Source organism: Streptomyces sp. ME19-01-6, assembly GCF_033793745.1.
Classification (GTDB): Bacteria; Actinomycetota; Actinomycetes; order Streptomycetales; family Streptomycetaceae; genus Streptomyces.
The window spans coordinates 1-26,109 of record NZ_JARAXF010000003.1 but is presented as its reverse complement, the minus strand read 5'-3'; the positions used below and the strand labels follow the sequence as shown (position 1 = coordinate 26,109).

Here is a 26,109-nt window from a genome sequence, read left to right as displayed (position 1 = left end):
GGGCCCCCTGGATCTCCGGGGTCCTTCCAGTTACGCTACGGCACGTAGCGTAAGGGGATGCGCTTTTCCATTCACCGCGGGAAGAGGGGAGGATAGGACCATGCAGCCACGGAACATGTCCATGAGTGGAGTGGTCGACCTCGCCGCGGTGAAGGCGGCCGGAGAAGCGAAGCAGAAGGCGGAGAAGGCGCGGGCCGACGCGGCCCGCACGGGCGGTGCGCCCGCCCCCACCCGTCTGGTCTTCGACGTCGACGAGGCGGGTTTCCAGCAGGATGTCCTGCAGCGCTCCACCGAAGTACCGGTCGTCATCGACTTCTGGGCCGAGTGGTGCGAGCCGTGCAAGCAGCTCGGTCCGATCCTCGAGCGGCTGGCGGGGGAGTACGCGGGCCGCTTCGTCCTGGCGAAGATCGACGTCGACGCCAACCAGATGCTCTTCCAGCAGTTCGGGGTGCAGGGCATCCCCGCCGTGTTCGCGGTGGTCGCCGGCCAGCCGGTGCCGCTCTTCCAGGGTGCCGCGCCCGAGGCGCAGATCCGGCAGGTGCTGGATCAACTGGTTCAGGCGGCGGAGCAGCAGTTCGGCATCGTGGGCGCCCCGGTGCAGGACGACGCGGGCGCCGAGGGCGCCGAGGCGGCCGCGCAGCAGCCCGCGACCCCGTACGACAGCGCGCTCGCGGCGGCGCACGAGGCGCTGGACGCCGGCGATCTCGCCGGCGCGGTGCAGGCGTACAAGAACGTACTGGCCGACGACCCGGCCAACACCGAGGCGCAGCTGGGCCTGGCGCAGGCCGAGCTGCTGAGCCGGGTGCAGGGGGCGGACCCGCAGCAGGTGCGCAAGACGGCGGCCGACAACCCCGCGGACCCGGCGGCGCAGATCGCGGCCGCGGACCTGGACCTGGTGGGGGGTCATGTGGAGGACGCCTTCGGGCGGTTGGTGGACACGGTGCGGCGGACGGTCGGGGAGGACCGGGAGGCGGCGCGGCTCCATCTGCTGGAGCTCTTCGAGGTGATCGGCGCGGACGACCCCCGGGTGGTTTCGGCGCGCGGCGCGTTGGCGCGCGTGCTGTTCTGACCTCTGCCACCTCAAACAGAGAAGCGGCCGCGCTTTACCAAAACTTGGTAAACGCGGTCGCTGTAACTGACGGTAAGTAGACGTCAGATTTTTGTCCGGTCATGGTGTGAATCGCCCCCTCTTTTCGGGCATGTGACGGCGACCCTGAGTACCCGGTCTCTACCAGCCTGCCGCAGTACGGTTATCCGCCCGTTACTCGCTAGTAACGAACCCCTTGTGCACCTGCCCGTAAATGCACCACGATCGGCCAAGCTCGGTCCCATTTCCCGTAGCCCGGCATCCGGTCGGTGTGGTCGGCGCGATGGGTCCCCATCGAGTAGGTCGGCGGCAGTGGCGTCGGCCGTGGACAGGGGGGTCTCTGCCTACCGGCAGGGCCTGTCCAGGAGGTTGCGCGAAGGCGTGGCCAGTGGTTGTCGCTCGGGGGTGATCGCCGGTGTTTCGGGTGCGGTTCGCGCCTGTGAGACGTGGGCGCTCTCCTTCCCGAGGACGTAGCACTTCTCCCATCCCAGGCTCGGGCCTCGGCCCCAGCCGGAGATGTACGTCCGAGAAGGAGGAAAGTCATGGAGTCCCAGGCTCGTGGCGGGACCAGATGGAAGCGTTTTGCCGTTGTCATGGTGCCGAGCGTCGCTGCCACGGCCGCGATCGGTGTAGCCCTCGCGCAGGGTGCGCTCGCGGCCTCGTTCAGCGTGTCCGGCCAGCAGTTCAAGGTGAAGGTGGTCAAGCTCCAGGGCAAGGGGTTCGTCCAGTACGGCACCCTTGACACTCAGCACGGGGGCAAGAAAATCCCCGTCGCCGTGTCGGCGTTCAAGAGCGCGAAGCTCAAGGGGCTGTGCCAGTCGGTGGTGGTCCCGGTCCCGCTGTTCGGCGATGTCACGCTGAAGCTGACGGCCGGCAACGGCGACAAGGAGGTCGTGGCGAAGAACCTCTTCATCGACCTCGACCAGCTCGACGCGGACGCCACGTTCCGCGGCATCAACATCGGTGTGGCGGCCGGCGACACCACCAAGGGTCCCAAGAACGACTCGAACAAGAAGGACCCCGGTTCCTTCGCCCAGGAAGCCGACTCGGTGACCTTGACCGATGTTGAGCAGACCGCCTGGTCGACCAACGCGGGCACGTTCAAGCTCTCGGGCCTTTCCATGAAGGTCAGCAAGGGCAAGAACGAGTGCTTCTGACGCGTTGAGCGGGGTGGGGGGCCGTATATGTCAGCTGCCCCTCACCCGGCATCGCTCAGCGGCGTTCGGGGCATCAGCACCGCGCGTATCAGTACCGCATCAGAACACTTGCGATCGTCCAGATCGCCGGCCCCAGGGAGCTGTTTTCATTGAGTGCCGAGTCGCCGGAGGCGAGTGACGCGATCAGCCACCTGCGCAGGGCTTTCAAGCACTGGCGCTGGCAGCGCCCGTTCTGGGCAGGGCTCTTGACCATCTTGGCCGGGCTGCCGATCGGGTACCTGCCGTATGCCAACGTCACCTTGGGTCAGCTGACCGTCCGGATGTCGACCACCACGGGGTCCGGATCGCTGATCATCGGCGTCCTGTTGGTGGTGCTGGGCCTGACCATGTGGTTCCAGCCCATCGTGCGGGTCTTCGCGGGAGTCGCCACCATCCTGCTGGGCCTGGTCTCGCTCCCCGTGTCCAACCTGGGGGGCTTCTTGTTGGGCTTCCTGCTCGCGCTGTTCGGCGGCGGGATGAGCGTCGCCTGGGCGCCTGGTGAGAATCCCACGGCGCAGCCGGCGAAGGACGTGGAGCCCGTACCCGCGGACGGCGTGGACGGCGTGGACGGTGCGGACGGCGTGGACGGTGCGGGCGGCGGCGAGCCGGAGCCGGCCGTCGCGGGGGCCGCGCCGGACCAGGAATCCAGGGATGGGAGGCACCGTGCGGGGTGAAGAGGAGCAGTCGGAGGGTGCGAGCGTCGCGGGTCCACGCCGGGCGAGAACAGGGCCGCGGCACGCGGCCCCCAAGAAGTCGATGCTCACCCGCCTTCAGGTGCCCGCCGGCAAGGCGATAGCGCTGGCCGCCATGCCGACGGCCGTGCTGATGGGCATGGGGCTGACCCCGCAGCTCGCCCAGGCGACCTCCAGGGCCGAGGACCGCTACAAGCCAGGGCCGTGCGTCACCCAGTCCGACGAGGCCGACAAGGACGACGCCAAGGACCACAAGAGCACCGACGAGGCGGGCGAGACGTCCAAGGGCTCCAAGGACAAGGGCTCCGACGGGAAGAGCCAGGACAAGGGTTCCGAGGACAAGGGCGGCGACAAGGGCGCCACGCCCACCCCCTCCGCCACGTCCTCCGCCGACTCCGGCTCCTCCGGCAGCGAGACGGACGACACGGCGGACACCAAGGCGCCGGAGAAGTCCCCTTCGCCGAGCCCGTCCGAGTCCAAGAGCAAGAACCCGCTGGACCCGCTGGGCCTCGGGGACGCGATCGAGGACATCTTCACCGGGGGCGGTGACGACGAGGACAAGACGGCCGAGCCGAGCGCCACGCCGACCCCGTCGTCCTCCGCGACCGGCTCGTCGGGCAGGACGACCGACCCTGCCAAGGACACGGCCGACAAGGCCAAGGACACGGTCGACACGGCCGACAAGGCGGCGAAGGACGCGGTCGACAAGGCCAAGGACAAGGCCGACGAGACTCCGTCGCCCGGCCCCACCTCCTCGTCCTCTCCCAAGGCCGAGGACCCTGACAAGAGCGGCAAGGAGCCGTTCCCCTGCCCGACGTACGACGCCGAGGCGTACGAGAACGCCGAGACCGAGCCGAACATCAGCCTGGTGCCCGAAGAGCCCTGGACGCTCAAGAGCACCCTGCTGACCCTGCACGGGCTGGACTACAAGGGCATCGTCGAGGTCAAGACGTACAGCGGGAAGGTCAAGAAGGTCCTCAAGTTCACCGCCTCCGGCGTGGAAATCGACGACCTGCACCAGCTGACGGTCGGTGCCGGCGGGACGACCACCCACGTGGCCGCGCGCAAGGGCTCCACCTCCACCTTCAGCAACGGCCCGATCACCATGTACACCGAGGAGCTGTCGGGCAACCTCCTGGGGATCGTCCCGATCACCTTCAGCCCCAAGACCCCGCCGCCGCTGAACCTTCCTGAGGTGTTCTTCACCGATGTGACGGTCAAACAGGCCGGACAGTTCGGCGGCGATCTGACCATCCCCGGCATGCACCTCTACAAGACCGGGGAATAACCCCGGGACACAGACCCGTTCGGGAGCCGCACGGCCCTCCTCAGGGAGGGCCGACGCCGATGGGCACCACCCCAGGTCGGGGTGGTGCCCATCGGCACGTCGGGGCCCGTTCTGGGCCGCCCGTTCAGGGGCCGCGTTACTTGGTCTCGCCGCCCAGGTGGTGCACCCGGACCATGTTGGTGGTGCCGGGGACGCCGGGGGGCGAGCCGGCCGTGATGATCATGGTGTCGCCCTCGTTGTAGCGGCCCAGCTTCGACAGCTCGGCGTCCACGAGGTCCACCATCGCGTCGGTGTGCTCCACATACGGCGCCACGAACGACTCCACGCCCCAGCTGAGCGTCAGCTGGTTGCGGGTGGCCACATCGGTGGTGAAGGCCAGGATCGGCTGCTGGGCGCGGTAGCGGGACAGCCGGCGGGCGGTGTCGCCGGACTGGGTGAAGGCCACCAGCGACTCGGCGCCGAGGAAGTCGGCGATCTCGCAGGCCGCGCGGGCGACCGAGCCGCCCTGCGTGCGCGGCTTCTTGCCGGGGACCAGCGGCTGCAGACCGCGCGAGAGCAGCTCCTGCTCGGCGGCCTGGACGATGCGGGACATCGTCTTGACCGTCTCCAGCGGGTATGCGCCGACGGAGGACTCCGCGGAGAGCATGACCGCGTCGGCGCCGTCCAGGATCGCGTTGGCGACGTCGGACGCCTCGGCGCGGGTCGGCCGCGAGTTGGTGATCATCGACTCCATCATCTGGGTCGCGACGATCACCGGCTTGGCGTTCCGGCGGCACAGCTCGATCAGGCGCTTCTGCACCATCGGGACCTTCTCGAGCGGATACTCGACGGCCAGGTCGCCGCGGGCCACCATGACGCCGTCGAAGGCCGCGACGACGTCCTCCATATTGGCGACGGCCTGCGGCTTCTCGACCTTGGCGATCACCGGTACCCGGCGTCCCACCTCGTCCATGACGCGGTGCACATCGCGGACGTCGCCGGCGTCCCGGACGAAGGACAGCGCGACCATGTCGCACCCCATCGCCAGGGCGAACTTCAGATCCACGATGTCCTTCTCGGACAGCGCGGGCACATTGACCGCCGCGCCGGGCAGGTTGATCCCCTTGTGGTCGGAGATCACGCCGCCCTCGATGACGATCGTCTTGACCCGCGGGCCGTCGACGGCGGTGACCCGCAGTTCGACATTGCCGTCGTTGATCAGGACCTGGTCGCCCTTGGAGACGTCGCCCGGCAGCCCCTTGTACGTGGTGCCGCAGATCGTCCGGTCGCCCGGCACGTCCTCGGTGGTGATGGTGAACTCGTCACCGCGCACCAGCTCGACCGGGCCGTCGGCGAAGGTCTCCAGCCGGATCTTGGGGCCCTGGAGGTCGGCGAGCACGCCGACCGCGTGCCCGGTCTCCTCGGAGGCCTTGCGGACGCGGTGGTACCGCTCCTCGTGCTCCGTGTGACTCCCGTGGCTCATGTTGAATCGGGCCACGTTCATCCCGGCCTCGATCAGCGACTTCAGCTGGTCGTAGGAGTCGACGGCGGGGCCCAGAGTGCAGACGATTTTGGAACGGCGCATGGGGCGGATCCTATCGGTTTGTTTCGGAGCGGAATATTTAAGCTATGGATGCTACGGACATCGGTGCAATGCCGGGGCAAGAGCCGCCGAAGCGCCCGAGACCAGGCAGTGACCAGGCAGTGACCAGCCGGAGGCTAGGCAGTGACCAGCTCGAACGCCTGGCTGGCAATCTCCAGCTCCTCGTCGGTGGGCACCACGGCCACCGCGACCCGGCTGGTCTCCGTGGAGATCAGCCGCGCCGAGGTGCCGCGCACCGCGTTGCGCACCGCGTCCACCTCGATGCCGAACGCGGGCAGGCCGCGCATCGCCGCCTCCCGCACCGCCGCCGAGTTCTCCCCGACGCCCGCGGTGAAGGCGATGGCGTCCACCCGCCCCAGCACCGCGGTGTACGCGCCCACATACTTCCGCAGCCGATGGATGTAGACGTCAAAGGCCAACTGAGCCGCCGAGTCGCCCTCGCCCATCCGGCGGCCGATCTCACGCATGTCGTTGTCCCCGCACAGGCCCAGCAGTCCGCTGCGCTTGTTCAGCAGGGCGTCGATCCCGTCGATCGACATTCCGCCGACCCGGGCCAGGTGGAAGATCGCAGCCGGGTCCAGGTCCCCCGAGCGAGTACCCATCACCAGGCCCTCCAACGGGGTGAGCCCCATCGAGGTGTCCACACACACCCCACCGCGTACCGCGGAGGCGCTGGCGCCATTGCCCAGGTGCAGCACGATCGTGTTGACCTCGGAGACGTCCCGGCCCAGCAGTGCGGCGGTGGCCCGCGAGACATACGCGTGCGAGGTGCCGTGGAAGCCGTAGCGCCGCACCCCGTACCGGTCGGCGGTCGCCCGGTCGAGGGCGTAGCGCGCCGCCTCCTCCGGCATCGTGGCGTGGAACGCGGTGTCGAAGACCGCGACCTGCGGCAGGTCCGGGCGCAGCGCGCGGGCGACCTTGATCCCCGTGACGTTCGCCGGGTTGTGCAGCGGGGCCAGCGGGACCAGCTTCTCGATCTCCGCGACCACCTCGTCGGTGATCAGGGTCGGCTCGGTGAACCGGGTGCCGCCGTGCACCACCCGGTGGCCGACCGCCGCCAACTCGGGCGAGTCCAGGCCCAGGCCCTGCTCGGCCAGCTCCTCGGCGACCTGCTTGAGGGCGGCCGCGTGGTCGGCGACGGGGCCGTGCCCGATCCGCTCCACGATGCCGGAGGCGAGCCGGCCGCCGTCGGCCATGTCGAGCAGCTGGTACTTGACCGACGAGGAGCCGGAGTTGAGGACGAGGACTCGGGAGCCGTTCACGGAGCCGTTCACGCGGGGTTCTGCGCTTTCTGTACGGGGGAGGGGGCCTGTGCGGAGGTGGGTGCCTGGGGCTGGGCGGGCGTCTGGGCCTGGATGGCCGTGATCGAGACGGTGTTGACGATGTCCTGGACGAGCGCCCCGCGGGAGAGGTCGTTCACCGGCTTGCGCAGCCCCTGCAGCACTGGTCCCACCGCGACCGCGCCCGCCGAGCGCTGCACCGCCTTGTAGGTGTTGTTGCCGGTGTTCAGGTCCGGGAAGATCAGGACCGTGGCCTTGCCCGCCACCTCGGAGTCCGGCAGCTTGGTCGCCGCGACGGCCGCGTCCACCGCGGCGTCGTACTGGATCGGGCCCTCGACCAGCAGGTCCGGGCGGCGCTCGCGGATCAGCTCGGTCGCCTTGCGCACCTTGTCGACGTCCGCGCCGGAGCCGGAGGTGCCGGTGGAGTACGAGAGCATCGCGATCCGCGGCTCCACACCGAACTGGGCGGCCGTCGTCGCCGACTGGATGGCGATGTCCGCGAGCTGCTCGGCGTCCGGGTCCGGGTTGACCGCGCAGTCGCCGTACACCAGCACCCGGTCCGCCAGGCACATGAAGAAGACCGAGGAGACGATCTGGGCGTCCGGCGCGGTCTTGATGATCTCGAAGGCGGGCCGGATGGTGGCGGCGGTGGAGTGCACGGCGCCGGAGACCATGCCGTCGGCCAGGCCCTCCTGCACCATCAGCGTGCCGAAGTACGAGACGTCGGCGACCACGTCGTAGGCCAGCTCGTACGAGACGCCCTTGTGGGCGCGCAGTCGCGCGTACAGCTCGGCGAAGCGCTCGCGCAGCGGCGAGGTCTGCGGGTCGATGATCTGCGCGTCCGCGAGCTGGATGCCCAGTTCGGCGGCGCGCTTGCGGACCGCGTCCTCCTCGCCCAGCAGTGTGAGGTCGCACACATCGCGGCGCAGCAGCACATCGGCGGCGCGCAGTACCCGCTCCTCGACGCCCTCGGGGAGGACGACCCGGCGGCGGCCCGCGCGAGACCGCTCGATCAGCTCGTGCTCGAACATCATCGGGGTGACCCGGCCGGAGCGGGCGACCGAGATCCGGTTGGTCAGCTCGGCGGTGTCCACATGCCGCTCGAACAGGCCGAGCGCGGTCTCGGCCTTGCGCGGCGAGCCCGCGGTGAGCTTGCCCTCCAGCGCGAACAGCTCGGCCGCGGTCGGGAAGCTGCCACCCGCCACGGCCGCCACCGGGGTGCCCGGGGCCAGCCGGGAGGCCAGCGCCAGGATGTCCGGTCCTGGCCGCTCGTCCAGGGTGAGCAGCACCCCGGCGATCGGCGGGGCGCCCGCGCTGTGCGCGGCCAGGGCTCCGACGATCAGGTCGGCGCGGTCGCCGGGGGTGACCACCAGGCAGCCCTCGGTCAGCGCGGGCAGGAAGCTGGGCAGCATGGCGCCGCCGAAGACGAAGTCCCGCACGTCCCGGGACAGCCCCGCGTGGTCGCCGAGCAGCACTTCGGCATCCAGGGTGCGCACCACCTGGGAGACGGTGGGCGCGGAGAGCGCGGAGTCCTCGGGCAGCGCGTAGCAGGGGACGGGGAGGCGGCCGCTCAGCCGCTCGGCCACGGCCTCCCGGTCGCCGGCGGCCACCCGGTTCACCACGACGGCGACGACATCGCAGCCCTGCGCGTCATAGGCACGGTAGGCGTTGTGCGCCTCGGCGCCGACGGATTCGACGCTCTGGTCCTGACCGCCCACGACGGTGATCACCGAGGCGCCGAACTCATTGGCCAGCCGCGCGTTCAGCCCCAGCTCGTCGGGGAGGCTGGTCGCGGCGTAGTCGCTGCCCAGGACCAGGACGTACTCATAGGCGCGGGCCACCTCGTGGAAGCGGCCGACCAGGTGCGCCACCAACTCGTCGGTGCCCCGCTCGGCCTGGAGGGCGGACGCCTCGTCGTAGGTGATCCCGAAGACGGACTCGGGCGACTGGCTCAGCCGGTAGCGGGCCCGCAGCAGATCGAAGAGGCGGTCGGGGTTGTCGTGCACCAGGGGACGGAAGACGCCGACCCGGTCGACATGACGGGTCAGGAGCTCCATGACCCCCAGCTCGACGACCTGGCGGCCGTCGCCGCGCTCGATCCCGGTCACGTACACGCTGCGCGTCACGCCTGGCACTCCGATCTGATGGTCGACACTCCGGCCTGAAGTCCGGTCGAAACTTCCCCAAAAACGGCCGTATCGGCGGCCCTGTCCCCTTGACAATACCTGCGGCCATCGATACAGCGCTCCTCAGGTATGCGGGCACGGAGGCGAAAACACAGCACCACCGAGCCCATGAAACAATCGGACTGGCTCACACCTACCCGGACGCAGCAGGAGACACAGCACGATGCGCATCGGAGTTCTCACCGCAGGCGGCGACTGCCCCGGCCTGAACGCTGTGATCCGGTCGGTCGTCCACCGGGCGGTGGCCGGCCATGGAGACGAGGTCATCGGCTTCGAGGACGGCTTCAAGGGGCTGCTCGACGGCCGCCACCGCAAGCTCGACCTGGACGCCGTGGCGGGCATCCTCGCCCGCGGCGGCACCATCCTCGGCTCCTCCCGTCTGGAGCGGGCCCGGCTGCGCGAGGCCTGTGAGACCTCCAAGGACCACGCCCGCGACTACGGCATCGACGTGCTGATCCCGATCGGCGGCGAGGGCACGCTCACTGCCGCCCGGATGCTCTCCGACGCCGGGCTGCCCATCGTCGGCGTGCCCAAGACGATCGACAACGACATCTCCTCCACCGACCGCACCTTCGGCTTCGACACCGCCGTCGGCGTGGCCACCGAGGCCATGGACCGGCTCAAGACCACCGCCGAGTCCCATCAGCGGGTCATGGTCGTCGAGGTCATGGGGCGCCACGCGGGCTGGATCGCGCTGGAGTCCGGCATGGCCGGCGGCGCGCACGGCATCTGCCTGCCGGAGCGGCCGTTCGAGATCGACGGGCTGGTGAAGATGGTCGAGGAGCGCTTCTCCCGCGGCAAGAAGTTCGCGGTGATCTGCGTCGCAGAGGGCGCGCACCCCGCCGAGGGCACGATGGAGTACAAGAAGGGCGAGATCGACCAGTACGGCCACGAGCGGTTCACCGGCATCGGCAACCGCCTCGCCGCCGAGCTGGAGCGCCGCCTGGGCAAGGAGGCCCGCCCGGTCATCCTCGGCCACGTCCAGCGCGGCGGCACCCCGACCGCGTACGACCGGGTCCTGGCCACCCGCTTCGGCTGGCACGCCGTCGAGGCCGCCCACCGCGGCGACTTCGGCATGATGACCGCGCTGCGCGGCACGGACATCAAGATGGTGCCGATCGCCGAGGCGGTCACCGAGCTCAAGACGGTCCCGGTGGACCGCATGGACGAGGCCGAGTCGGTCTTCTGAGACCGAGGTCGGTGCAGCCACGGGCTCTGGTACTGTCCCGGCTTGATCAAGGCGGATCGCCGATCCCCTGATCAATTGCTGATCACCTGATCACCTGATCAAGGGGGACGAAGGAGCGGGGGCGGGATGCGTCGGTTGTGGGCCCGCGTGTGGCTGCGCCACACGGCCCTGGTGGTACTCGTCATAGCGCTGGTCGCGGTCTTCGTCGTCGCGAACCGCGACAGCGACGGCGGCCATCTCGCGGCCAACCGCGCCCAGTTGAGGAAGGCGTGCGACGGCACCCTCCCGTACGCGGACCTGAAGCGCCTGGTCCGCGACGGCCGGGCGGGCGAGCTCAGCCAGCACGGCACGATGCTCGAGCCCGGCCAGGAGAGCCGCTCGCTGCTGGACTGCGAGCTGTCGTGGGGAGACGGGTACGGCGTCACCGTCCACGCCGAGGCGCTCGTCTCCGACGTCCCCGAAGGTGTGGAGACCGATGATCTCCTGGGCACGGCCGGCGCCGACGGCACGTACGTGGCCCCCGGCACCACCGGCCAGTACGGCAGGCGCGGTGCCTGGCTGGTGGCCGAGTGCGTGGACGGTCTGCGCGGCCGGGTCCGGCCCACGACCGACCTGTATGTGGCGGCACGTGTCACCGACGGCGACAGCGAGGCCGACAGCGCCGCCGAGCGCGAGGAGCTGGCCAGGGCCGAACGGGCCGCCGCCCTCACCGGGTTCCGCACCGCCGTCCACGTCGCGAACGCCATCACCAAGGCGCAGGGCTGCGGAAGCACCCCGCTCAAGGCGCCGACCGAGGTGCTGGACACCTACGAGTCGCACGACGACAACGGCGACTGGCGGTCCGAGCGCATCGAGGAGCCCGGCCGCGATCTGCGCAAGTGCGGCTGGATCAACGCCCGGTCGCTCCCCGGCGTGATGCCCGGAGCCTGGACCACGCTCGGCGACCTCCAGGAGTCCGGCGTGGTGAGCGCCTGCCAGGGCACCTGGGACTCGGAGGCCGAGGAGAACGACGGCAGGCACCCGGCGGACTGGCAGATCACCGGTGTCGAGGCGGCCAGCTGGGCGGGCATCCTCGGCCGCACCGCGTACGACGCGTACGAGCGCGAGGGCCATGTACCGGGGTGGGGAGTGTCCCAGAACCAGGGAAAGCCCGCCGGTGACGGCAAGGGCGATGGGAGCGTTGGTGCCGCTGCCCAGGGCGAGGACCGGATCTCCTCCTACGTCGAGGACCCCCAACTCGCCCTGTGGGCACGCTCGGTGTGCGGCGGCCGGGAGACCTACCACCGCGTCTCGGTGATGCCCTCGATCCTGATCGAGGACGGCGCGACCGCCATCCTGGGCGCCAAGGACCGCGCCCAGCTTTCCCGTACGGCGCGCACGGCGCTGAACCGCTATCTCAGCGCCGCGGACGGCTGGCCGAAGGCGGCGGGGTGCCGCGATACGAAGGTGCTCGGGGAGGTCGAGGAATGGCACTGAGCAGACCGCGACGCGGCGAGCGGCCCGACGAAGGACCCGACGAGCGGCCCGACGAACAGGCCGACGAACCGGACGGCGAGCGCCCTCCGGCGTGGCTCGGCGGCCGGCTCACCCGCCGTCGCGCGTGGGGCCTCGCCGCCGTCACGGTGGCGCTGGCCGCGCTCGCGGGCACGGTCGTCTGGCTGGCGGGCAGCGACGACCGCGCGCTGGACGAGGCTTGTGACGGAGTGCTGGCCGACGACGAGGTGCGCGCGGTGCTCGGTGACGGCGAGATCAGCGTGAGCAACCGCACCACGGGCACGTTCGACGTCAAGGCCAAGGGCGACGGGGACCGGGCCAACACCCTCGCCGTACGGTGCGAGGTGACGGCCGATGGCAAGGGCAGCGTCAGGGTGACCATCGCGGGCGCGCCGCGGCCCCGCACCCTCTACGGCATCGCCGGGACGTACACCCCCGTACCCGAGCGGGACACCCTCGCCGTCCCCCTCGGACACGGCTGGTCCGGGGTCTTCGGCACGGACAACGTGCGGCAGGACGACAACGAGGACGGCGAGGGGACCACCGCCGTACTGCTCGACTGCGCCAAGGGCGGCACCAGCCTGCTGATCACCGTCGAGACCGAGCTCAGCGGCGTCAGCCTCGACGACCCCGCCGCCCGCCCCGACTTCGTCCGCACCGCGACCGCCACCGCCAAGGCGGCCAACGACCACTGGGGCTGCGGCGCGCGCCTGGGCGAACCGGTCCGCACGGTGGGCCTGCCGGTCAACGAGGACGAGTACGAGCCGCTGCTCGGCGCCAAGGGCACCTGCGCGGGCGTCCCGACGGCCGCCCGCTCCGCGGTGTCCACGGCCCGGGAGACCGCCCGCGACCGGGCGCCGAGCGAGGCCTGCGCCCTCGGCGCGCGGGACGGCTCGCCGCGCTACCGGCTCGACGCGTACTACGGCCCGTACGCGGAGCAGACCCGCGCCGAGTACGCCGCCGACGGCGTGACCCAGGACGGCCCGACCCCCGCCGACGAGCCCTCGGGCCGGCTGGGCCAGAGCGCCTACTGGGCCAGTGCCTCCTGCCCGGACGGTGCCGAGGACGCGCTGTTCCTGGTGCGCGCGGACGGCACCGAGGACGACACCCGCCGCAAGCCGGACCTGGCCTACGAGCGCGCCGCGCTCAAGGCGTTCGCGGAGCGGTCGGCGCGCAGCCACGGGTGCGGAGCGCCGGCCACGCCCGCTGGGTGAGTTCAGACGACCTCGCCGCCGACTCCTGAGCGCCCCGCGGGCACACCGACGATGCCCACGGACACCTGCTTGCGGACGGACTCGCCGAAGACCGTGACCACGGCATCGGTGATCGACGCGATCAGCCGCGCGGGGGCGTTCTCGACCTCGGGATGGTTCAGCGCCCGTTCGCGTATGTTGAGCGTGACGGCGGGGGCGTTCTCCTCGGTCGGCACGCCGCCGATGCCGTGGCGCCCGCGCGGGACGCCGAACAGGTCGACGGCGGCGACAGAGCGCAGCCGCTCGCCGTACACCGCGCCCACCGCATCGCTCAGCGCCCGGATGAGCTTCGGCTCGGTCGTCCCGTCGAGGTCCTCTTCGCGGATCTGCACGGTGAAGTGAGGCATGACGAATCTCCGTTCGGTCGGGGTAGCCTGCACGCAGACGTGTTTGCTTTGGAAGCAAAATGGCTTTGAACGCAAAGCTATTCCCGTGGTTGATCAGTGTCAACCGAGGTCACCCCTTAACGGCGCCTCCCAGCGCGAAGCCGCCGCCCATCCGGCGGGCGATCAGCACGTACAGCAGGATCACGGGGGTCGAGTAGAGGATGGAGAAGGCGGCGAGCTGGCCGTAGACGACCTGGCCGTAGTTGCCGAAGAAGGTGAAGATGCTGACCGACGCCGGAAGTTGGTCGGGGGTGAGCAGCAGCATGAAGGGCACGAAGAAGTTGCCCCACATCATGATGAAGCTGTAGATCATTACGACCGTGATGCCCGGCCCCATCAGGGGGAGGATGATGCGCGCCAGGCTCTGCAGCCAGGACGCGCCGTCCGTCCACGCTGCCTCTTCGAGGATGACCGGGACCCCGTCCATGAAGTTCTTCATCAGCCAGATGGCGAAGGGGAGTTGTGAGGCGGCCAGGAACAGCGCCGTTCCGTACATCGTGTCGATCAGGTCGACCTGGACGAACAGGCCGTAGACCGGGACCATGATCGCGGTGATCGGCAGGCAGGTGCTGAACAGGATCGTCAGCAGATACGGGCGTACGAGGCGGGAACGGAACCGGGACAGCGGATAGGCGGCGAGGGCCGCGCACGCCACGGTCAGGATGGTGGCCCCGCCGCACAGCAGCAGGCTGTTGAGCATCGGCGTGAAGGTGATCTCGTCCGTCCACACCGCCTGGAAGTTGTCCAGCGTGGGGGAGTCCGGGGCGGAGACGCGTAAGGTCGCCTCGCTGTCCAGAGAAGCCAGGATCAGCCAGGCCAGGGGGAGCACGAAGGCCGCGGCGACGACGAGCAGGGCGGCATCGGCGGCCAGCCGGCGGCGGATGCGGGGCGACCAGGCGGCGCGGGGGCCGGAGGTGTGGCGCTTGGTGGTACTGGATCTGAGCGGGGCGGACTTGGCCGGACGGGACAAGGTGCGGCCGGACGGTGCGGACAACCTCGGACCTCCTCGCGCCTTCTGAGCGCAGTCGATCAGCGTCCCGTACATGAAACAGCCCGCTTGGCCGTGAGGGGAAGACTGCGGTCACTGGCTTCAGTTGGGGCGGGCCGCGAGGGCGGTGGCGTGGCGTACGGCCGCCTCGCCTTGGTGAGTGGTGGTGCGAGCGGCGATGTAGCCGTCCGGGCGGATGAGGACGAGTCCGTCTTCGCGCATGTCGTAGATCCGGTGAGCCTGGCCGTCGGTGTCGATGACCGTGTCGGGCCCGGTCGCCGTCGGGTCGGTGGTCACCCGATAGGTGCGCAGCGGGACAGGCGCATCCGGGTGGTGGGTGTGGCCGTGGCCGAAGGACAGCAGCGTCCAGTGCGGGCCGCGCAGCAGGTCGAAGAGGCGGAGCCCGCGGCCGGTCGCGGCGTCGAGGCAGGGGGCGTCGGGCGCCCGGTCGCCGGCCTGGAGTCCGTTGCTCCGGGTCGTCAGTGGGCTGTCGGGGTAGGCGATGGTGAGCCCCGTGGTGAAGTCGTCGGTGAGGCCGCGCAGCGCGGTCGAACCGTCGCTGTCGCCGAAGGCGCGCATCATCGCGTGCAGCCGGGAGGTGCTGTCGTCGAGGACGGACTCTGCGACCGGGCGGCGTTCTCGTTCGTAGGTGTCCAGCAGGGTGGCGTCCGCGCCGCCGAGGACGGCGGCGAGTTTCCAACCCAGGTTGTAGGCGTCCTGGATGCCGGTGTTCATGCCCTGCCCGCCGGCGGGGGAGTGGATGTGCGCCGCGTCCCCGGCGAGGAAGACCCGGCCGACGCGATACCGGTCGACCAGGCATACGTTCACCTTGTACAGCGAGCGCCAGCCCGCGTCCTGGATGACCACGCCCGGCACGCCCGCGCGTTCGGCGAAGATGCGGTGGAACAGCTCCAACGAGGGTGCGTCGGGCTCCTGCTCGTCGGCGGGGACGGACGCCTGGAACTGCCAGATGTCGGTGCCGGGCAGCGGGAACAGGGACAGGATTCCGTGCTCGGGGCTCGCCCAGAGGTGCTGGCAGCGCCGGTCGAGGCCGTCGATGTGCACATCGCCCAGATACCAGCGGTGTTCCGCGTAGGAGGTGCCCCGCAGGGCGGCGCCCACCTGCTGCCGGACGAGGCTGCGGCCCCCGTCGCAGCCGACGAGGTAGCGCGCGCGGATCTCGCGCTGCCCGGCCGCGGTCCGCACGGTCGCGGTGACGGAGTCGGCGTCCTGGCGGACGTCGCTGACGGCCGACCCCCACTCCACCTGGCCGCCGAGCTCGGCCAGGCGGTCGCGCAGGACGGACTCCAGCTGGGGCTGCGACAGCCAGACCGGCGCGTACGGAACGCCGGGGGCCGGTGTGCCGACGGCTACTTCGGCGGCTTCGGAGACCACGCGCTCCCGGTCGTAGCGCCGCGTCGGGACGTTGACGGCCCCCAGCCGCAGGACGCGGTCGATGACGCCGAGGTCGTCGGCGATCTCCAGCGAGCGCGGCTGGATGGTCTTGGCGCGGGAGGCGGTGCTGGGCCGCTCGGCGGCCTCGACGACGCGGCAGGTGACGCCGCGCCGGGCGAGATCGCAGGCCAGCGTCAGCCCGGTGGGTCCGGCGCCGACGATCAGTACGTCGCTCAGTACATCTTGCATCGTTTTCGCTCCTTACCTAACTTAGGTACCTTTATTGAAGGCGGACGCCTCCTGAAGAGGCCGTCCGGTCGAGAATGAATATATACCTAAGTTAGGTAACTACCAAGGAGGTGCCCGTGGCGTACGACGACGAGGGGCTGAGGGGGCTGCTGCCCGCCATGACCCGGCTCAGCAGCGCGCTGAGCCGCGGTCAGCTCTTCGAGCGGGCCACCGCGGCTGCCGGGACGACCCTGGAGAGGCCCGCCGTGACGATCCTGGTCATCCTCGACGCGGCCGACCGGCCCCTGCGGGTCGGGGAGATCGCCCGGCGGATGCAGGTCGCCGGCCCGCACGCCACCCGCCAGGTCCACGGGCTGGAGCAGCGCGGACTGGTGGAGCGGGTGGCCGACCCCGACGACCAGCGGGCCCGTCTTATCACCCTCACCGCGGCCGGCGAAAAGCTCACCGGCCGCTATCTGCGGGTCATCAACGGCTGGTTCGCCGACGCCCTGGCCGGATGGTCCGACGCGGACCGGCGAGACCTCGTCCTTCTCCTCGGCCGCATGGTCGATGACCTGTCGGCCCATCTGGAGACGGTCACCGGGGATACCGGGGACGGCCATCCCGTCGACTGACGTCACTCCACGAAGAAACTGTCGTGGCGGATGCGGAACTCCTCGAGTTCCCTGCCGCCACGCCGGGTCATCTCGGCGACCTGCTCGAAGTACTCCTCGCGCGGTGCGCCCGGGGCGAAGAGCAGCAGCATGGACGCCGGGTCGTCGGAGTCGTTCTTGAACGCGTGCAGCCCGCCCACCGGTACGTACAGGAAGTCACCCGACCGCGCCGTCATCCAGTGATCGCCGTCGTAGAGCCGCACGGACCCGGACAGGATGAAGAAGGACTCCGAGATCGAGCGGTGGAAGTGGGTGCTGGGGCCTGGTGATCTGGGGCCCATGTCAACCCGGTACAGCCCGAATTCACCCGCGGTGGTGGCGTGGGTGGCCAGATAGTGGGTCCGGTTGCCCGTGGGGGAGTCCAGCTCGGGTGGGGTGTCAACGGGCCTGTAGACCGCGTTGACCTCGCCGTTCTCGCCGAGATAGCGGGGCTCGGGGTACGACATGATCGGCTCCTTTGGCTCATCCGTCACCGCATTGTGGGCAGGCGTGGAGCCGGTGGTCATCGGCCGGGCGAACGGGAAGGCCAGGGTGGTGGGGACCAGGGCGGGCGGCCTACCTGCCCGGCCGGAAGACCGAGCCCCCACGGCTCTGCCGACCCAGCCGCACCGGGCCGTACCCAGCCGTACCCTGCTCGGCGAGCACGAGGCGGCCCTGGACGTGGCCGCGTTGTCAGGACCGATCTGCGCTGTCGGCCACGTATCGAGGGCTGTCGGTCGGATGTCGGTGGTCCGTCCGCGGGGCCTGGCACCTTTCCAGAGACGGCCGGCCGGAACTCACCGGGCGGCCCGATCCTGAGGAGCCATCATGTACACCCCCGTCACGATCATCGGCGCCGGACTCGGCGGACTCACGCTGGCCCGCGTCCTGCACGTCCACGGAATCCCGGTCACCGTCTACGAGGCCGACCCCTCCCCGCAGGCGCGCACGCAGGGCGGGATGCTCGACATCCACGACTACAACGGGCAACTCGCCCTCAAGGCGGCCGGCCTGATGGACGAGTTCCACGCCATCGTCCTGGAGGGCCGTCAGGCGATGCGGGTCCTCGACCGGGACGGGACCCTCCTGTTCGAGGAAGCCGACGACGGCACCGGCGGCCGCCCCGAGGTGATGCGCGGCGAGCTGCGACAGATCCTGCTCGACTCGCTTCCGGCCGACACCGTCCGGTGGGGACACAAGCTCGGCAGCGCCCGGGCCCTCGGCGAGGGCCGCCACGAGGTGACCTTCGCGGACGGCACCACCGCCGTCACCAGCCTGCTGGTCGGCGCGGACGGCGCGTGGTCACGGGTGCGGCCGCTGCTCTCCACCGCCACACCCGCGTACACCGGCACGTCGTGCGTCGAGGTCTGTCTGTACGAGGCCGACACCCGGCACCCCGCCGCCGCGAAGACGGTCGGCGGCGGGGCGATGATCGCGCCCTCGCCGGGCAAGGAGATCTTCGCCCACCGGGAGAGCGGCGACACGCTGCACATCTACGTGATGCTCAGCAAGGAGCAGGACTGGTTCGCCGCCATCGACTTCACCGATGCCGCCGCGGCGACCGCGAGCATCGCGGCGCAGTTCGACGGCTGGGCACCGGAGCTCACCGCGCTGATCACCGATGGCGACACCGCGCCGGTCCTGCGCCCCCACTGCGCCCTGCCGGCCGAGCACCGGTGGGACCGGGTGCCGGGGGTGACCCTGCTCGGCGACGCCGCCCACCTCCAGGCCCCGAACGGCGAAGGTGCCAACCTGGCCATGCTCGACGGCGCCGAACTCGGCCAAGCCCTCGCCGCGCACCCCGACGACATCGAGGCCGCGCTCACCGAGTACGAGCAGGTCATGTTCCCCCGCAGCGCCGAGGTCGCCACTTTTGAAGGTGCCGAAATCCACCGGATCGACTCCGATGACAACACAGCCCACGGCCTGATCAGCATGTTCACCGACAAGGGGCGATGAGCCACTCTTCTCGGCCTGCGGCACCGCCCTGCACGGGCTCGGCGGATGGCCGAGGACGCCGACCGGGCGGCGTATGCCGCCGTTGTGTCGGAGTGCGCCGCCCTGGGGCGGGAAGAGTTGATCTGCCGCCGGTAGGTGTCAGGCGAGGACGGCCGGCTTGAGGACCTCTTCGCACCACTGGCGGAAACTGGTCGGGGTGGTGGACCGAGGGGTGCGCGGTTCGGCGTTGTCGAGGCCCTGGTTCTTGGCCACCATCATGTCCACCACGCCCCGCACCATCGCCTCGGAGGCTCCGTGTTCGGCCAGCGCCGCCGTGAAGTCGTCGACGGGGACGTGCTGGAAGCGCACCGGCTTCCCCAGCACCTCGGACATGATCCGCGCCATGTCCTCGTTGGACAGGTCCTCGGGTCCGAGGATCGGGACCTCGCCGTGGCGTCCGCTCCAGGAGTCGTCCAGCAGCAGTTCGGTGGCGGCGGCGGCGATGTCGCGGGTGGCGCAGGTCGGGAACTTGCGATCGCCGGAGAGCGGTGAGAAGAACACGCCCTGGTTCTTGATCGAGTCGACTTCGCGGAGCATGTTGTCCATGAACGAGGGTGCCGTCAGCGCCCGGTAGTTGACGCCCGTGGCCGCGATCAAGTCGTCCATGGCCAGCGAGGCCGACACCAGCCCGGCGTTCGCGATCACCCCGCGGCCCAGGGCTGAGACGCCGACCACCCGTTTGACCCCCTGTGCCTTGAACGCGTCACACGCGGGCCGGGTGAAGTCCAGATAGATGGCATCGAGGCTCTTGGCGCGGGGATTCGGCGGCGCCAGCCAGAAGACGGCATCCGCGTCCGCGCATGCCTTGTTGATGACGTCGAAGTCGCCGTGCGATCCGGCTATGACCTCGACGCGGTCATGTATCCGTGGGGAGAGCCGGGAGGGATCGCGTGCGATCACCCGGATCGGCTCACCGCTGTCGAGCAGGTTCTCAAGGGCCTGGCTCCCGATCTGGCCGGTGGGAGTCGTGATGACGATCATGGGAAAGGGACCTCCGGATAAGTGGCGAACGGGCTCCCGAACGCCGCGCGGAGGTAACTCTCCGCCGATAAAGGTGAGTTCGTCCAATACCTCTTCGCGCACATTGATACCCTTCGGGTATGGATCTGGACCTGCGTAAGCTGCGCTACTTCGTGGCCGTCGCGGAGCACGAACACTTCGGCCGGGCCGCCGAGCGGCTGCATATCGCGCAGCCCGTCCTCAGCCGGCAGATCCGCGCGCTGGAGCAGGAACTCGGCTGCGCGCTGCTGGAGCGCACCACCCGTTCCGTACGGCTGACCCCGGCCGGTGAGCAGTTGCAGAAGGATGCGCTCGGCGTGCTCGCTGCCGCGCAGACCGCCACCCGCCGGGTGCACAGCGTCGCGCGCGGGGCCCATCGCCTGGTCGTCGGCTTCGTCCCCGGGCTGAGCGTCTCGGCGGCGGTCCGCGCGTTCGCCCAGGCGCACCCCGGGGTCGAGATCGAACTGCTCCGTCTGAACTGGTACGAGCAGGCCGACGCGGTGCGGGACGGCCGGGTCGACGTCGGCTATCTCCGCCACCCCTTCGACGCGGACGGGCTTCACACCGTCCCGATCGGCAGCGAGCCGAGGGTGGTTTGCCTGCCCACCGCTCACCCCCTGGCGTCCCGGCGCCGACTCACCCACGCCGATCTCGACGGCGCGGCGATCCTGGATGGGGAGAGGCTGCGCATCGCGACGATCGAAGAGAAGCTTGAGCTCGTCGCGGCCGGGCGGGGCATCGCCCTGGTGCCCCGCAGCGTCGCGCGCTATTACTCGCGCCCCGACCTGGTACACCGGCCGGTGACCGACGCCGTGTCGTACGAGACCTGCCTCGCCGTGGTCGAGGACCGCCGCCAGCGGGACCTGCGGGACTTTCTGGCCGTCGCGGAGCGGGCGCTGGCCGGGCGGTGCCCGTGAGACGCGCGGCACGCGTTGACATGCGCGGAGATCGACGCGGACTTCACGGAGGTGTGCGAGCTGCTGCTGCGCGGCCTGCGCGCGTAGGGCGTACAGGCCGCGCCGGCCGTGTCCGGGGTCAGCTCGTGGCGCCGTCCTTCGCGGCGAGCACGATCTGCGTCTGGGTGGTCTGTCCCACCAGCCGGTCCTTGTCGTCCCGCAGGTCGGTCTGCACCACGATGAGGGTGCCGCCGACGTGCAGAGGGCGGGCCGTGGCGTGGACCCGCCCGGAGGCCACTCCCCGCAGGAAGTTGGTCTTGGACTCCACCGTGGACGTCCCGGCGCCCTGCGGGAGGTTGAGATAGGCACAGACGGCGCCGACCGAGTCGGCCAGCGCCATCAGGGCTCCGCCGTGCATGGCTCCACCCGCGGTGCAGACCTCCGGTGACCAGGTCAGACTGCCCACGGCCCGGTCGGGGGCGGCCTCGTGGAGCTCGATGCCCAGCTGCGTCGCGAAGGGCATCGCTGCCAGGAGGGCGGCGCTGAGGGCTGCCGTCTCGGAAGGGGGCATGGCGTGCTGCCTTTCGGGGTCGGGTGTGCGTTCTCGGGCACACGGCGATGATCGTGCGGCGTACCAACCGCCAGTGTGACAGGCCCGGTTCGGGCCCCTCACCCGTTCAGCAGTGATCAGTTTGCGGGTGGGACGAGGGCGTGGAGACCTTCCCGCAACCGTTCGGGACTCATCTGCCGGGCCGAGCGAAGGTAGTCGACGACATCAGCGCGCATCGCGGTGAAGACGGCATGGGCCAGGTAGTCGCTGTCTGCCGCGGGACGGGCGGTGTGGATCCTCCGGCGCAGTTCGTCGATCCACCACTGGCTCGCGGGGTTGGCGTAGTAGGCGTCGGGGCTGCGGTGTTCGAGTGCGCGGATGAGGGCGCGGTTGTCGAGGACGAAGTCGAACAGGGCGTCGATGAAGCAGTGCAGGGCGTCCTCGGGTGGGCCTCCGGGGCCTAGTGGTGGAGGCCCACTGCTTGCGGCATCGCGCAGGGCGCCGACGCGGGGTGCGAGGACGGCTTCGACCGTCCCGGTGAGGCTGCCGAAATGCCGTAGGACCGTGGCCTTGCCGACTCCGGCGGTCTCCGCGATCCGAGCGAGCGTCACGCGGTCGGCGTCCTCGGTGCGGAACAGTGCGTCGGCGGCGTGCAGGACTGCGGCGCGGTTGCGGGTGACATCCGCTCGCTCGACCACTGTGCTCAACTCCCCTTGCTGAAACGGTCCAACGGACCGTATCGTATCGCGAAATCAAAATGGACCGACGGACCGATTTGAGGTGGGCATGGCCCAGAACGACGATTCCGCGAACGCCGCCGAGCAGGCCCGAGCCCAGCGCGAGGCCGCCCAAGCGATGATCGAGCAGCTCCGCGCCCGGGCGCCGGAGCCCTACCAGGACCGTCGGCCTGTGGCGCGGGTCATCGACGTGGTCGGACGTCGCAGCGGCCTCCCGCGGCCATTCGGCGTCAATGTGACCACCATCGACGGGCGTTTGTACGTGTGCTCGTCGACCCGGTCGCGGGACTGGGTCCGCAACCTGCAGGCGGCCACACGCTGCCGCGTCGAGCGCGACGCGGCTGACGGCGGCGACACCGAGCGCCGGCCCGTGATGGTCGAGGGGCACGAGGCTGCGGCGGCGCTTGCGGTGTACCTGCCGCAGGCTGGATACCGAGACCCGCGGCTGCCGTTCGAGCCGGACGCGCCGGTCGACGAGATCGCCCGGCACGTCCACACGACGGCCGTGCTGCGGCTTGACCTGGTCGAGGCATCCGGGCCCGGGGCGGGCGAGGTGCGAGGGGGCAGGGTGCGAGGGGGCGGCGGCGCCCCGATCACGCAATAGCGCATGTGTAGAGCCGTCCCCCTGGGGAGCGTGTGGTGGCCGGTCAGCCGGTCGCGGAGCCTTGTTGGCGGAGGTCCAACATGCAGAAGACCTTGTCGTAGCGGCGTTCGCCGACGGCGACGAAGTCGGGCAGACGGCCGTATTCGGTGAAGCCCAGCGACCGGTAGAGGCGCAGGGCGTTTCCGTTGTCGCCACGGGCGTCCAGGGTGAGCACTTCGATACCCGCCCGCCGGGCGTCGGCGATCAAGGCGGCGGTCAGCGCCCGGACGACGCCGCGCCCGTGGGCGGCTCCATCCACCGCGATCTTCTCCAGGTCGGCATGCGGCCGGTGGGTCGACCGGGCGTAGCGCAGCCAGTACCCGAGCCCGACCAGCCGGTGGTCGAGGTAAGCGGCGCGCAGGGCCCCGTCCCCGGCCTGCGCCGCAGTGACGACGTGGCCGAGAAGTTCCGCCACCTCTTGGTGTGTAGGGGGTTCGACCCAGCCAAGCGCGGCACCTCCGCGGACCAGGTCCGCCAGGATCCGGTGGGCCGACTCCGCAAACCGGGTTCCCAGCTCTGGGTCGGAGATCAGCTCCATCGCACTCAGGATGACCGGCTCAGCGGTCCCGCCGCTGGTCATGGCCGCATTCATGGCCGAAGGCTATCCAGCCGGCCATGGCCCGGCCGAGACCTCGAACCCCTCCCCGCGTCAGCCAAGTAGCGTTACTTACTCACGCTCCTACGGGTGCCCCCGTGTGCCGTGCCTGCGCCCAGTCGCCCCCGATCACCTAGCCGAGCGTGGCGGGCTGCACTGCGGGGTGTAGTGCAGCAGGGCGGATGGAGTTCCGGGTTCCGAATAGTCACTCGAAGGGGTGGAGTTGGGGCTGTGACCTGGCTTGATCACCGAGAGTGAGGGAGGGTGGAGATGTGAGGCCGCCGAGGGAGGCGGGCGTTGAGCGATTCGCGGGGGGTGATCGCCATGGGGCATAACACCGCGACCGTTACTGCTGAGACTGCGGGTCCTGCTTCTGCACCTGCACCTGCACCCGTTTCGACTTCGGCGTTGGTTCCGGGGACGCCGGATGAATGGGCTGCTTACCTTGCCGATATGGCCCCGGGGCCACAGACCGCGGTCATATTGCCGTTGCTGGATCCGGAGAAGCTGTCCCGCACGGGCCGTATTGACGCGCTGAAGGCCCTTGAGCGGCATGTGGCGTGGATCCAGGCGCAGCAGGTCCACATCCTTGCCGCTCTGGACGCCGACGCGCAGGCGGCACTGCCGGACGGGAAGTGGAACGAGAACATCGAGGGGGAGTGGAATTTCACGTGTGAGGAAGTGGCCTGTGCGCTGAAGCTGTCGGGGACGACGGCGGCCAAACGGCTTCAAGTGGCCCGGGAGCTCGACAGCCACTACCCGACCACACTCGGGCTGCTGGAGCAGGGGGATATCTGCTACATGCAGGCGGTGGCGGTCACCGAGGCCTGCGCTGTGTTGGACCCCCTGCTTGCCGCACAGGTCGAAGCCGCCATGGCCGGGAAGATGCCGGGCCTGGCCACCGGGCAGACGCGGCGGGCACTGAGGCGCGAGATCGTCCGGGCCGACCCGTACGGTGCGGAGAAGCGGCACCGGGCCAGGAAGCGGGAGCGGCAGATGGTCCACTACGCGCAGGACGATGGCATGGCGATGTGGGGTGCGATTCTGCCGGCCGAGCAGGCTGCCCGTATGAACCAGGCCGTGGACGCGCATGCGGCGACTCTGCCGGATGGGGGGCGGACGCTGGAGCAGAAGCGGGTGGACGCCCTCTTCGATCTGGTCGTCAACCTCGTCACCACGAGCACCACCAACGGCAGCGGCGCGGGCCAGGCCCCGGGTGGGCGGTCGGCGGCTCTCGTGCAGGTCACCGTCCCGCTGGATGTCCTGATCGGGGAGAGTGAGGAGCCCGCGCAGTTGAAGGGGTACGGGCCGATCACCGCGGGGCAGGCGCGGGAGATCGCGTTCGCCGAGGGGACGATCTGGCGCCGTCTGATCATCGAGCCGAAGACCGGAATGCTGGTCAAGACGGATCCGACGACCTACAAGCCGACGGCGGAGACCGAGCGGCATGTGATCGCCCGGGACGGCCGGTGCACCTTCCCCACCTGCCAAACGCCCGCCCACCGCTGCGACCTCGACCACCTCCAACCCTTCAACCACGACGATCCCGCGGCAGGAGGGCAGACCGTCCCGGAAAACCTGGGTCCGTTGTGCCGACGCCACCATGTGATGAAGACCCACCATCCCGGATGGCGAGTCACCCGGGATCCCGACACCGGGGTCACCACATGGACCGCGCCCACCGGCCACGCCTACACCAACCCACCCCACAACTACCTCGAATAGCTGCCCCGCCCCGCGAACAGGCAGCAGCCACGCCCCTCCCGCCCAGCAGGGACGCCGGACTACTCGGGTACATGACACTTGTGCCAGCACACGGCTCGACACCCTGATCGTCTGGCCGTCTGAGCGAAGCAGTCCCGTCTACCAGCGCGCAGGCTTCCTGCCCCTGGGGGGAAACTGCTGGAACTATCGTCCAGCGACAACAGATGACGACAGGCACAGAAGGGCATCGCGTGACCAGCCGTGACCTCGACACTGAAAGCGAAGTCTGGGACCCCTTGGGTACCTTGCACCAGGCGTTATGGATCTGCGGCGGCCAGTGGGCCGGAAAATCGACCGTCGCCCGAATCCTGGCGGCACGGTATGGCGTCACCGTCTATCACTACGACTACCACGATGCCCGCACTCACAACGATCGCCGCATCGCACGTCGTATCAGGCTTGGCAAGCCCACCGCCGATCCTGATCTGGACGAGGTGTGGGTCAACACCACCCCCGAAGCGATGGCCGCCCAGACCCTGGCCGATTTCCCGGTCCGCTTCGAATGGACGCTGGACGACCTGCGTGCGTTGGTTTCCGGAAGGCCGATCATCGCCGAGGGCTGGGGGCTCCGCCCCGAGCTCGTAGCCTCCATCATCGACTCACCGCGTCGGATGGTCGTCATGGTGCCCACACCCGAGTTCCGCCAACACCAAGTTCGCGTGCTGCCCCGGGCCGCCGTGCTCGATCACTCCGTCAGCGACCCGGCCAGAGCGCAGGCCAATCGACTCGTCCGAGACCGTCTCATTGCCGAGGACGCTGTGCGTACCGCCCGTGGGCTGGGTATCCGCGTGCTCGAAGTCGATGGTTCCCGCGACGCCATGGCCATCGCCGATGACGTCGCAGACCACTTCAGCCCCTACCTCGGGCCACGGCGGGACCAAGAAGACTAGTAGACTGTCGCTGCTTAGCTGTGGGTTGTTTTGGGTGGGAGGCTGGTGTTTGGCAGATTCCCCTTCGGTTCTGCCGGACAGGGCTGGTGCGATGGGTTCGCAGAAGAAGAGGCCGGTGGTGCTGACCGCGGCTGATCGTG

24 protein-coding genes are annotated in these 26,109 nt (G+C 70.0%); 13 read left to right on the top strand and 11 right to left on the bottom strand.

All coding sequences use genetic code 11. The features are described 5' to 3' along the window. Positions 1-100 precede the first annotated feature (100 nt). From PV419_RS06735 to PV419_RS06720, 4 genes are all read left to right on the top strand, one after another. On the top strand, positions 101-1,069 hold the full coding sequence (locus tag PV419_RS06735) for a tetratricopeptide repeat protein (protein ID WP_319686806.1): 969 nt from the start codon (positions 101-103) through the stop codon (positions 1,067-1,069). A gap of 560 nt (positions 1,070-1,629) precedes the next feature. Beyond that, on the top strand, positions 1,630-2,244 hold the full coding sequence (locus PV419_RS06730) for a DUF6230 family protein (protein WP_319686805.1): 615 nt from the start codon (positions 1,630-1,632) through the stop codon (positions 2,242-2,244). A gap of 149 nt (positions 2,245-2,393) precedes the next feature. After that, positions 2,394-2,957, top strand: coding sequence for a DUF6114 domain-containing protein (locus PV419_RS06725; RefSeq protein WP_319686804.1), 564 nt, complete (start codon positions 2,394-2,396; stop codon positions 2,955-2,957). Continuing rightward, on the top strand, positions 2,935-4,263 hold the full coding sequence (locus PV419_RS06720) for a hydrogenase expression protein HypF (protein WP_319686803.1): 1,329 nt from the start codon (positions 2,935-2,937) through the stop codon (positions 4,261-4,263). The genes PV419_RS06725 and PV419_RS06720 overlap by 23 nt, the downstream gene beginning before the upstream one ends. 136 nt (positions 4,264-4,399) lie before the next feature. Here the strand turns inward: PV419_RS06720 and pyk are convergent, their stop codons facing one another. The 3 genes from pyk to pta all read right to left on the bottom strand — a co-directional run bounded on the left by pyk (position 4,400) and on the right by pta (position 9,251). After that, positions 4,400-5,827, bottom strand: a complete 1,428-nt coding sequence (gene pyk, locus PV419_RS06715) for a pyruvate kinase (RefSeq protein ID WP_319686802.1) — start codon at positions 5,825-5,827, stop codon at positions 4,400-4,402. 134 nt (positions 5,828-5,961) lie between these two features. After that, positions 5,962-7,107: an acetate kinase gene (locus PV419_RS06710; RefSeq protein WP_319687537.1), complete on the bottom strand. Its 1,146-nt coding sequence runs from the start codon at positions 7,105-7,107 to the stop codon at positions 5,962-5,964. Between the two features lie 8 nt (positions 7,108-7,115). Next, entirely contained in the window at positions 7,116-9,251 is a 2,136-nt protein-coding gene (gene pta, locus PV419_RS06705; RefSeq protein WP_319686801.1) for a phosphate acetyltransferase, read from the bottom strand. 223 nt (positions 9,252-9,474) lie between these two features. On the opposite strand from pta, the gene PV419_RS06700 reads away from it, so the two are divergent. The 3 genes from PV419_RS06700 (at position 9,475) to PV419_RS06690 (ending at position 13,208) form a co-directional block, all read left to right on the top strand. Further along, complete coding sequence (locus PV419_RS06700; RefSeq protein ID WP_319686800.1) at positions 9,475-10,500, top strand: 6-phosphofructokinase; 1,026 nt, start codon at positions 9,475-9,477, stop codon at positions 10,498-10,500. Between the two features lie 126 nt (positions 10,501-10,626). Further along, positions 10,627-11,976: a hypothetical protein gene (locus PV419_RS06695; RefSeq protein WP_319686799.1), complete on the top strand. Its 1,350-nt coding sequence runs from the start codon at positions 10,627-10,629 to the stop codon at positions 11,974-11,976. After that, positions 11,967-13,208 carry a hypothetical protein gene (locus tag PV419_RS06690; protein WP_319686798.1) on the top strand — a complete coding sequence of 414 codons (1,242 nt, stop codon included), beginning with the start codon at positions 11,967-11,969 and terminating at the stop codon, positions 13,206-13,208. The genes PV419_RS06695 and PV419_RS06690 overlap by 10 nt, the downstream gene beginning before the upstream one ends. Positions 13,209-13,210: 2 nt before the next feature. Here the strand turns inward: PV419_RS06690 and PV419_RS06685 are convergent, their stop codons facing one another. From PV419_RS06685 to PV419_RS06675, 3 genes are all read right to left on the bottom strand, one after another. Beyond that, positions 13,211-13,594, bottom strand: coding sequence for a hypothetical protein (locus tag PV419_RS06685; RefSeq protein ID WP_319686797.1), 384 nt, complete (start codon positions 13,592-13,594; stop codon positions 13,211-13,213). Between the two features lie 109 nt (positions 13,595-13,703). Continuing rightward, positions 13,704-14,627: a carbohydrate ABC transporter permease gene (locus PV419_RS06680; protein ID WP_319686796.1), complete on the bottom strand. Its 924-nt coding sequence runs from the start codon at positions 14,625-14,627 to the stop codon at positions 13,704-13,706. Positions 14,628-14,723: 96 nt separating this feature from the next. Further along, positions 14,724-16,265, bottom strand: a complete 1,542-nt coding sequence (locus PV419_RS06675) for an FAD-dependent oxidoreductase (protein WP_319686794.1) — start codon at positions 16,263-16,265, stop codon at positions 14,724-14,726. A 116-nt stretch (positions 16,266-16,381) separates the two neighbouring features. Between PV419_RS06675 and PV419_RS06670 the strand changes: the two genes are divergently transcribed. Further along, on the top strand, positions 16,382-16,879 hold the full coding sequence (locus PV419_RS06670; RefSeq protein ID WP_319686791.1) for a MarR family winged helix-turn-helix transcriptional regulator: 498 nt from the start codon (positions 16,382-16,384) through the stop codon (positions 16,877-16,879). A 2-nt stretch (positions 16,880-16,881) separates the two neighbouring features. Here PV419_RS06670 and PV419_RS06665 read toward each other — a convergent pair whose 3' ends face one another. Then, complete coding sequence (locus PV419_RS06665) at positions 16,882-17,364, bottom strand: cupin domain-containing protein (protein ID WP_319686789.1); 483 nt, start codon at positions 17,362-17,364, stop codon at positions 16,882-16,884. Positions 17,365-17,725: 361 nt separating this feature from the next. On the opposite strand from PV419_RS06665, the gene PV419_RS06660 reads away from it, so the two are divergent. Next, complete coding sequence (locus tag PV419_RS06660) at positions 17,726-18,856, top strand: NAD(P)/FAD-dependent oxidoreductase (protein ID WP_319686786.1); 1,131 nt, start codon at positions 17,726-17,728, stop codon at positions 18,854-18,856. A 138-nt stretch (positions 18,857-18,994) separates the two neighbouring features. On the opposite strand, the gene PV419_RS06655 is transcribed toward PV419_RS06660, so the two are convergent. Next, positions 18,995-19,876: an NAD(P)H-binding protein gene (locus tag PV419_RS06655; RefSeq protein ID WP_319686784.1), complete on the bottom strand. Its 882-nt coding sequence runs from the start codon at positions 19,874-19,876 to the stop codon at positions 18,995-18,997. A gap of 119 nt (positions 19,877-19,995) precedes the next feature. Here PV419_RS06655 and PV419_RS06650 point away from each other — a divergent pair, with 119 nt between their 5' ends. Beyond that, a complete protein-coding gene (locus tag PV419_RS06650) occupies positions 19,996-20,811 on the top strand; it encodes a LysR family transcriptional regulator (protein ID WP_319686782.1) in 816 nt (271 codons plus the stop codon). Positions 20,812-20,929: 118 nt separating this feature from the next. On the opposite strand, the gene PV419_RS06645 is transcribed toward PV419_RS06650, so the two are convergent. After that, entirely contained in the window at positions 20,930-21,361 is a 432-nt protein-coding gene (locus PV419_RS06645; RefSeq protein WP_319686779.1) for a PaaI family thioesterase, read from the bottom strand. 116 nt (positions 21,362-21,477) lie between these two features. After that, complete coding sequence (locus tag PV419_RS06640) at positions 21,478-22,038, bottom strand: helix-turn-helix domain-containing protein (RefSeq protein WP_319687536.1); 561 nt, start codon at positions 22,036-22,038, stop codon at positions 21,478-21,480. 88 nt (positions 22,039-22,126) lie between these two features. Between PV419_RS06640 and PV419_RS06635 the strand changes: the two genes are divergently transcribed. Further along, positions 22,127-22,681, top strand: a complete 555-nt coding sequence (locus PV419_RS06635) for a hypothetical protein (protein WP_319686777.1) — start codon at positions 22,127-22,129, stop codon at positions 22,679-22,681. A 43-nt stretch (positions 22,682-22,724) separates the two neighbouring features. On the opposite strand, the gene PV419_RS06630 is transcribed toward PV419_RS06635, so the two are convergent. Then, positions 22,725-23,312 carry an N-acetyltransferase gene (locus PV419_RS06630; protein ID WP_319686775.1) on the bottom strand — a complete coding sequence of 196 codons (588 nt, stop codon included), beginning with the start codon at positions 23,310-23,312 and terminating at the stop codon, positions 22,725-22,727. A 456-nt stretch (positions 23,313-23,768) separates the two neighbouring features. On the opposite strand from PV419_RS06630, the gene PV419_RS06625 reads away from it, so the two are divergent. Both PV419_RS06625 and PV419_RS06620 read left to right on the top strand, forming a co-directional pair. After that, a complete protein-coding gene (locus PV419_RS06625) occupies positions 23,769-25,040 on the top strand; it encodes an HNH endonuclease signature motif containing protein (protein WP_319686773.1) in 1,272 nt (423 codons plus the stop codon). Between the two features lie 230 nt (positions 25,041-25,270). Beyond that, positions 25,271-25,969 carry a hypothetical protein gene (locus PV419_RS06620; RefSeq protein ID WP_319686771.1) on the top strand — a complete coding sequence of 233 codons (699 nt, stop codon included), beginning with the start codon at positions 25,271-25,273 and terminating at the stop codon, positions 25,967-25,969. The last annotated feature ends 140 nt before the right edge of the window (positions 25,970-26,109 follow it).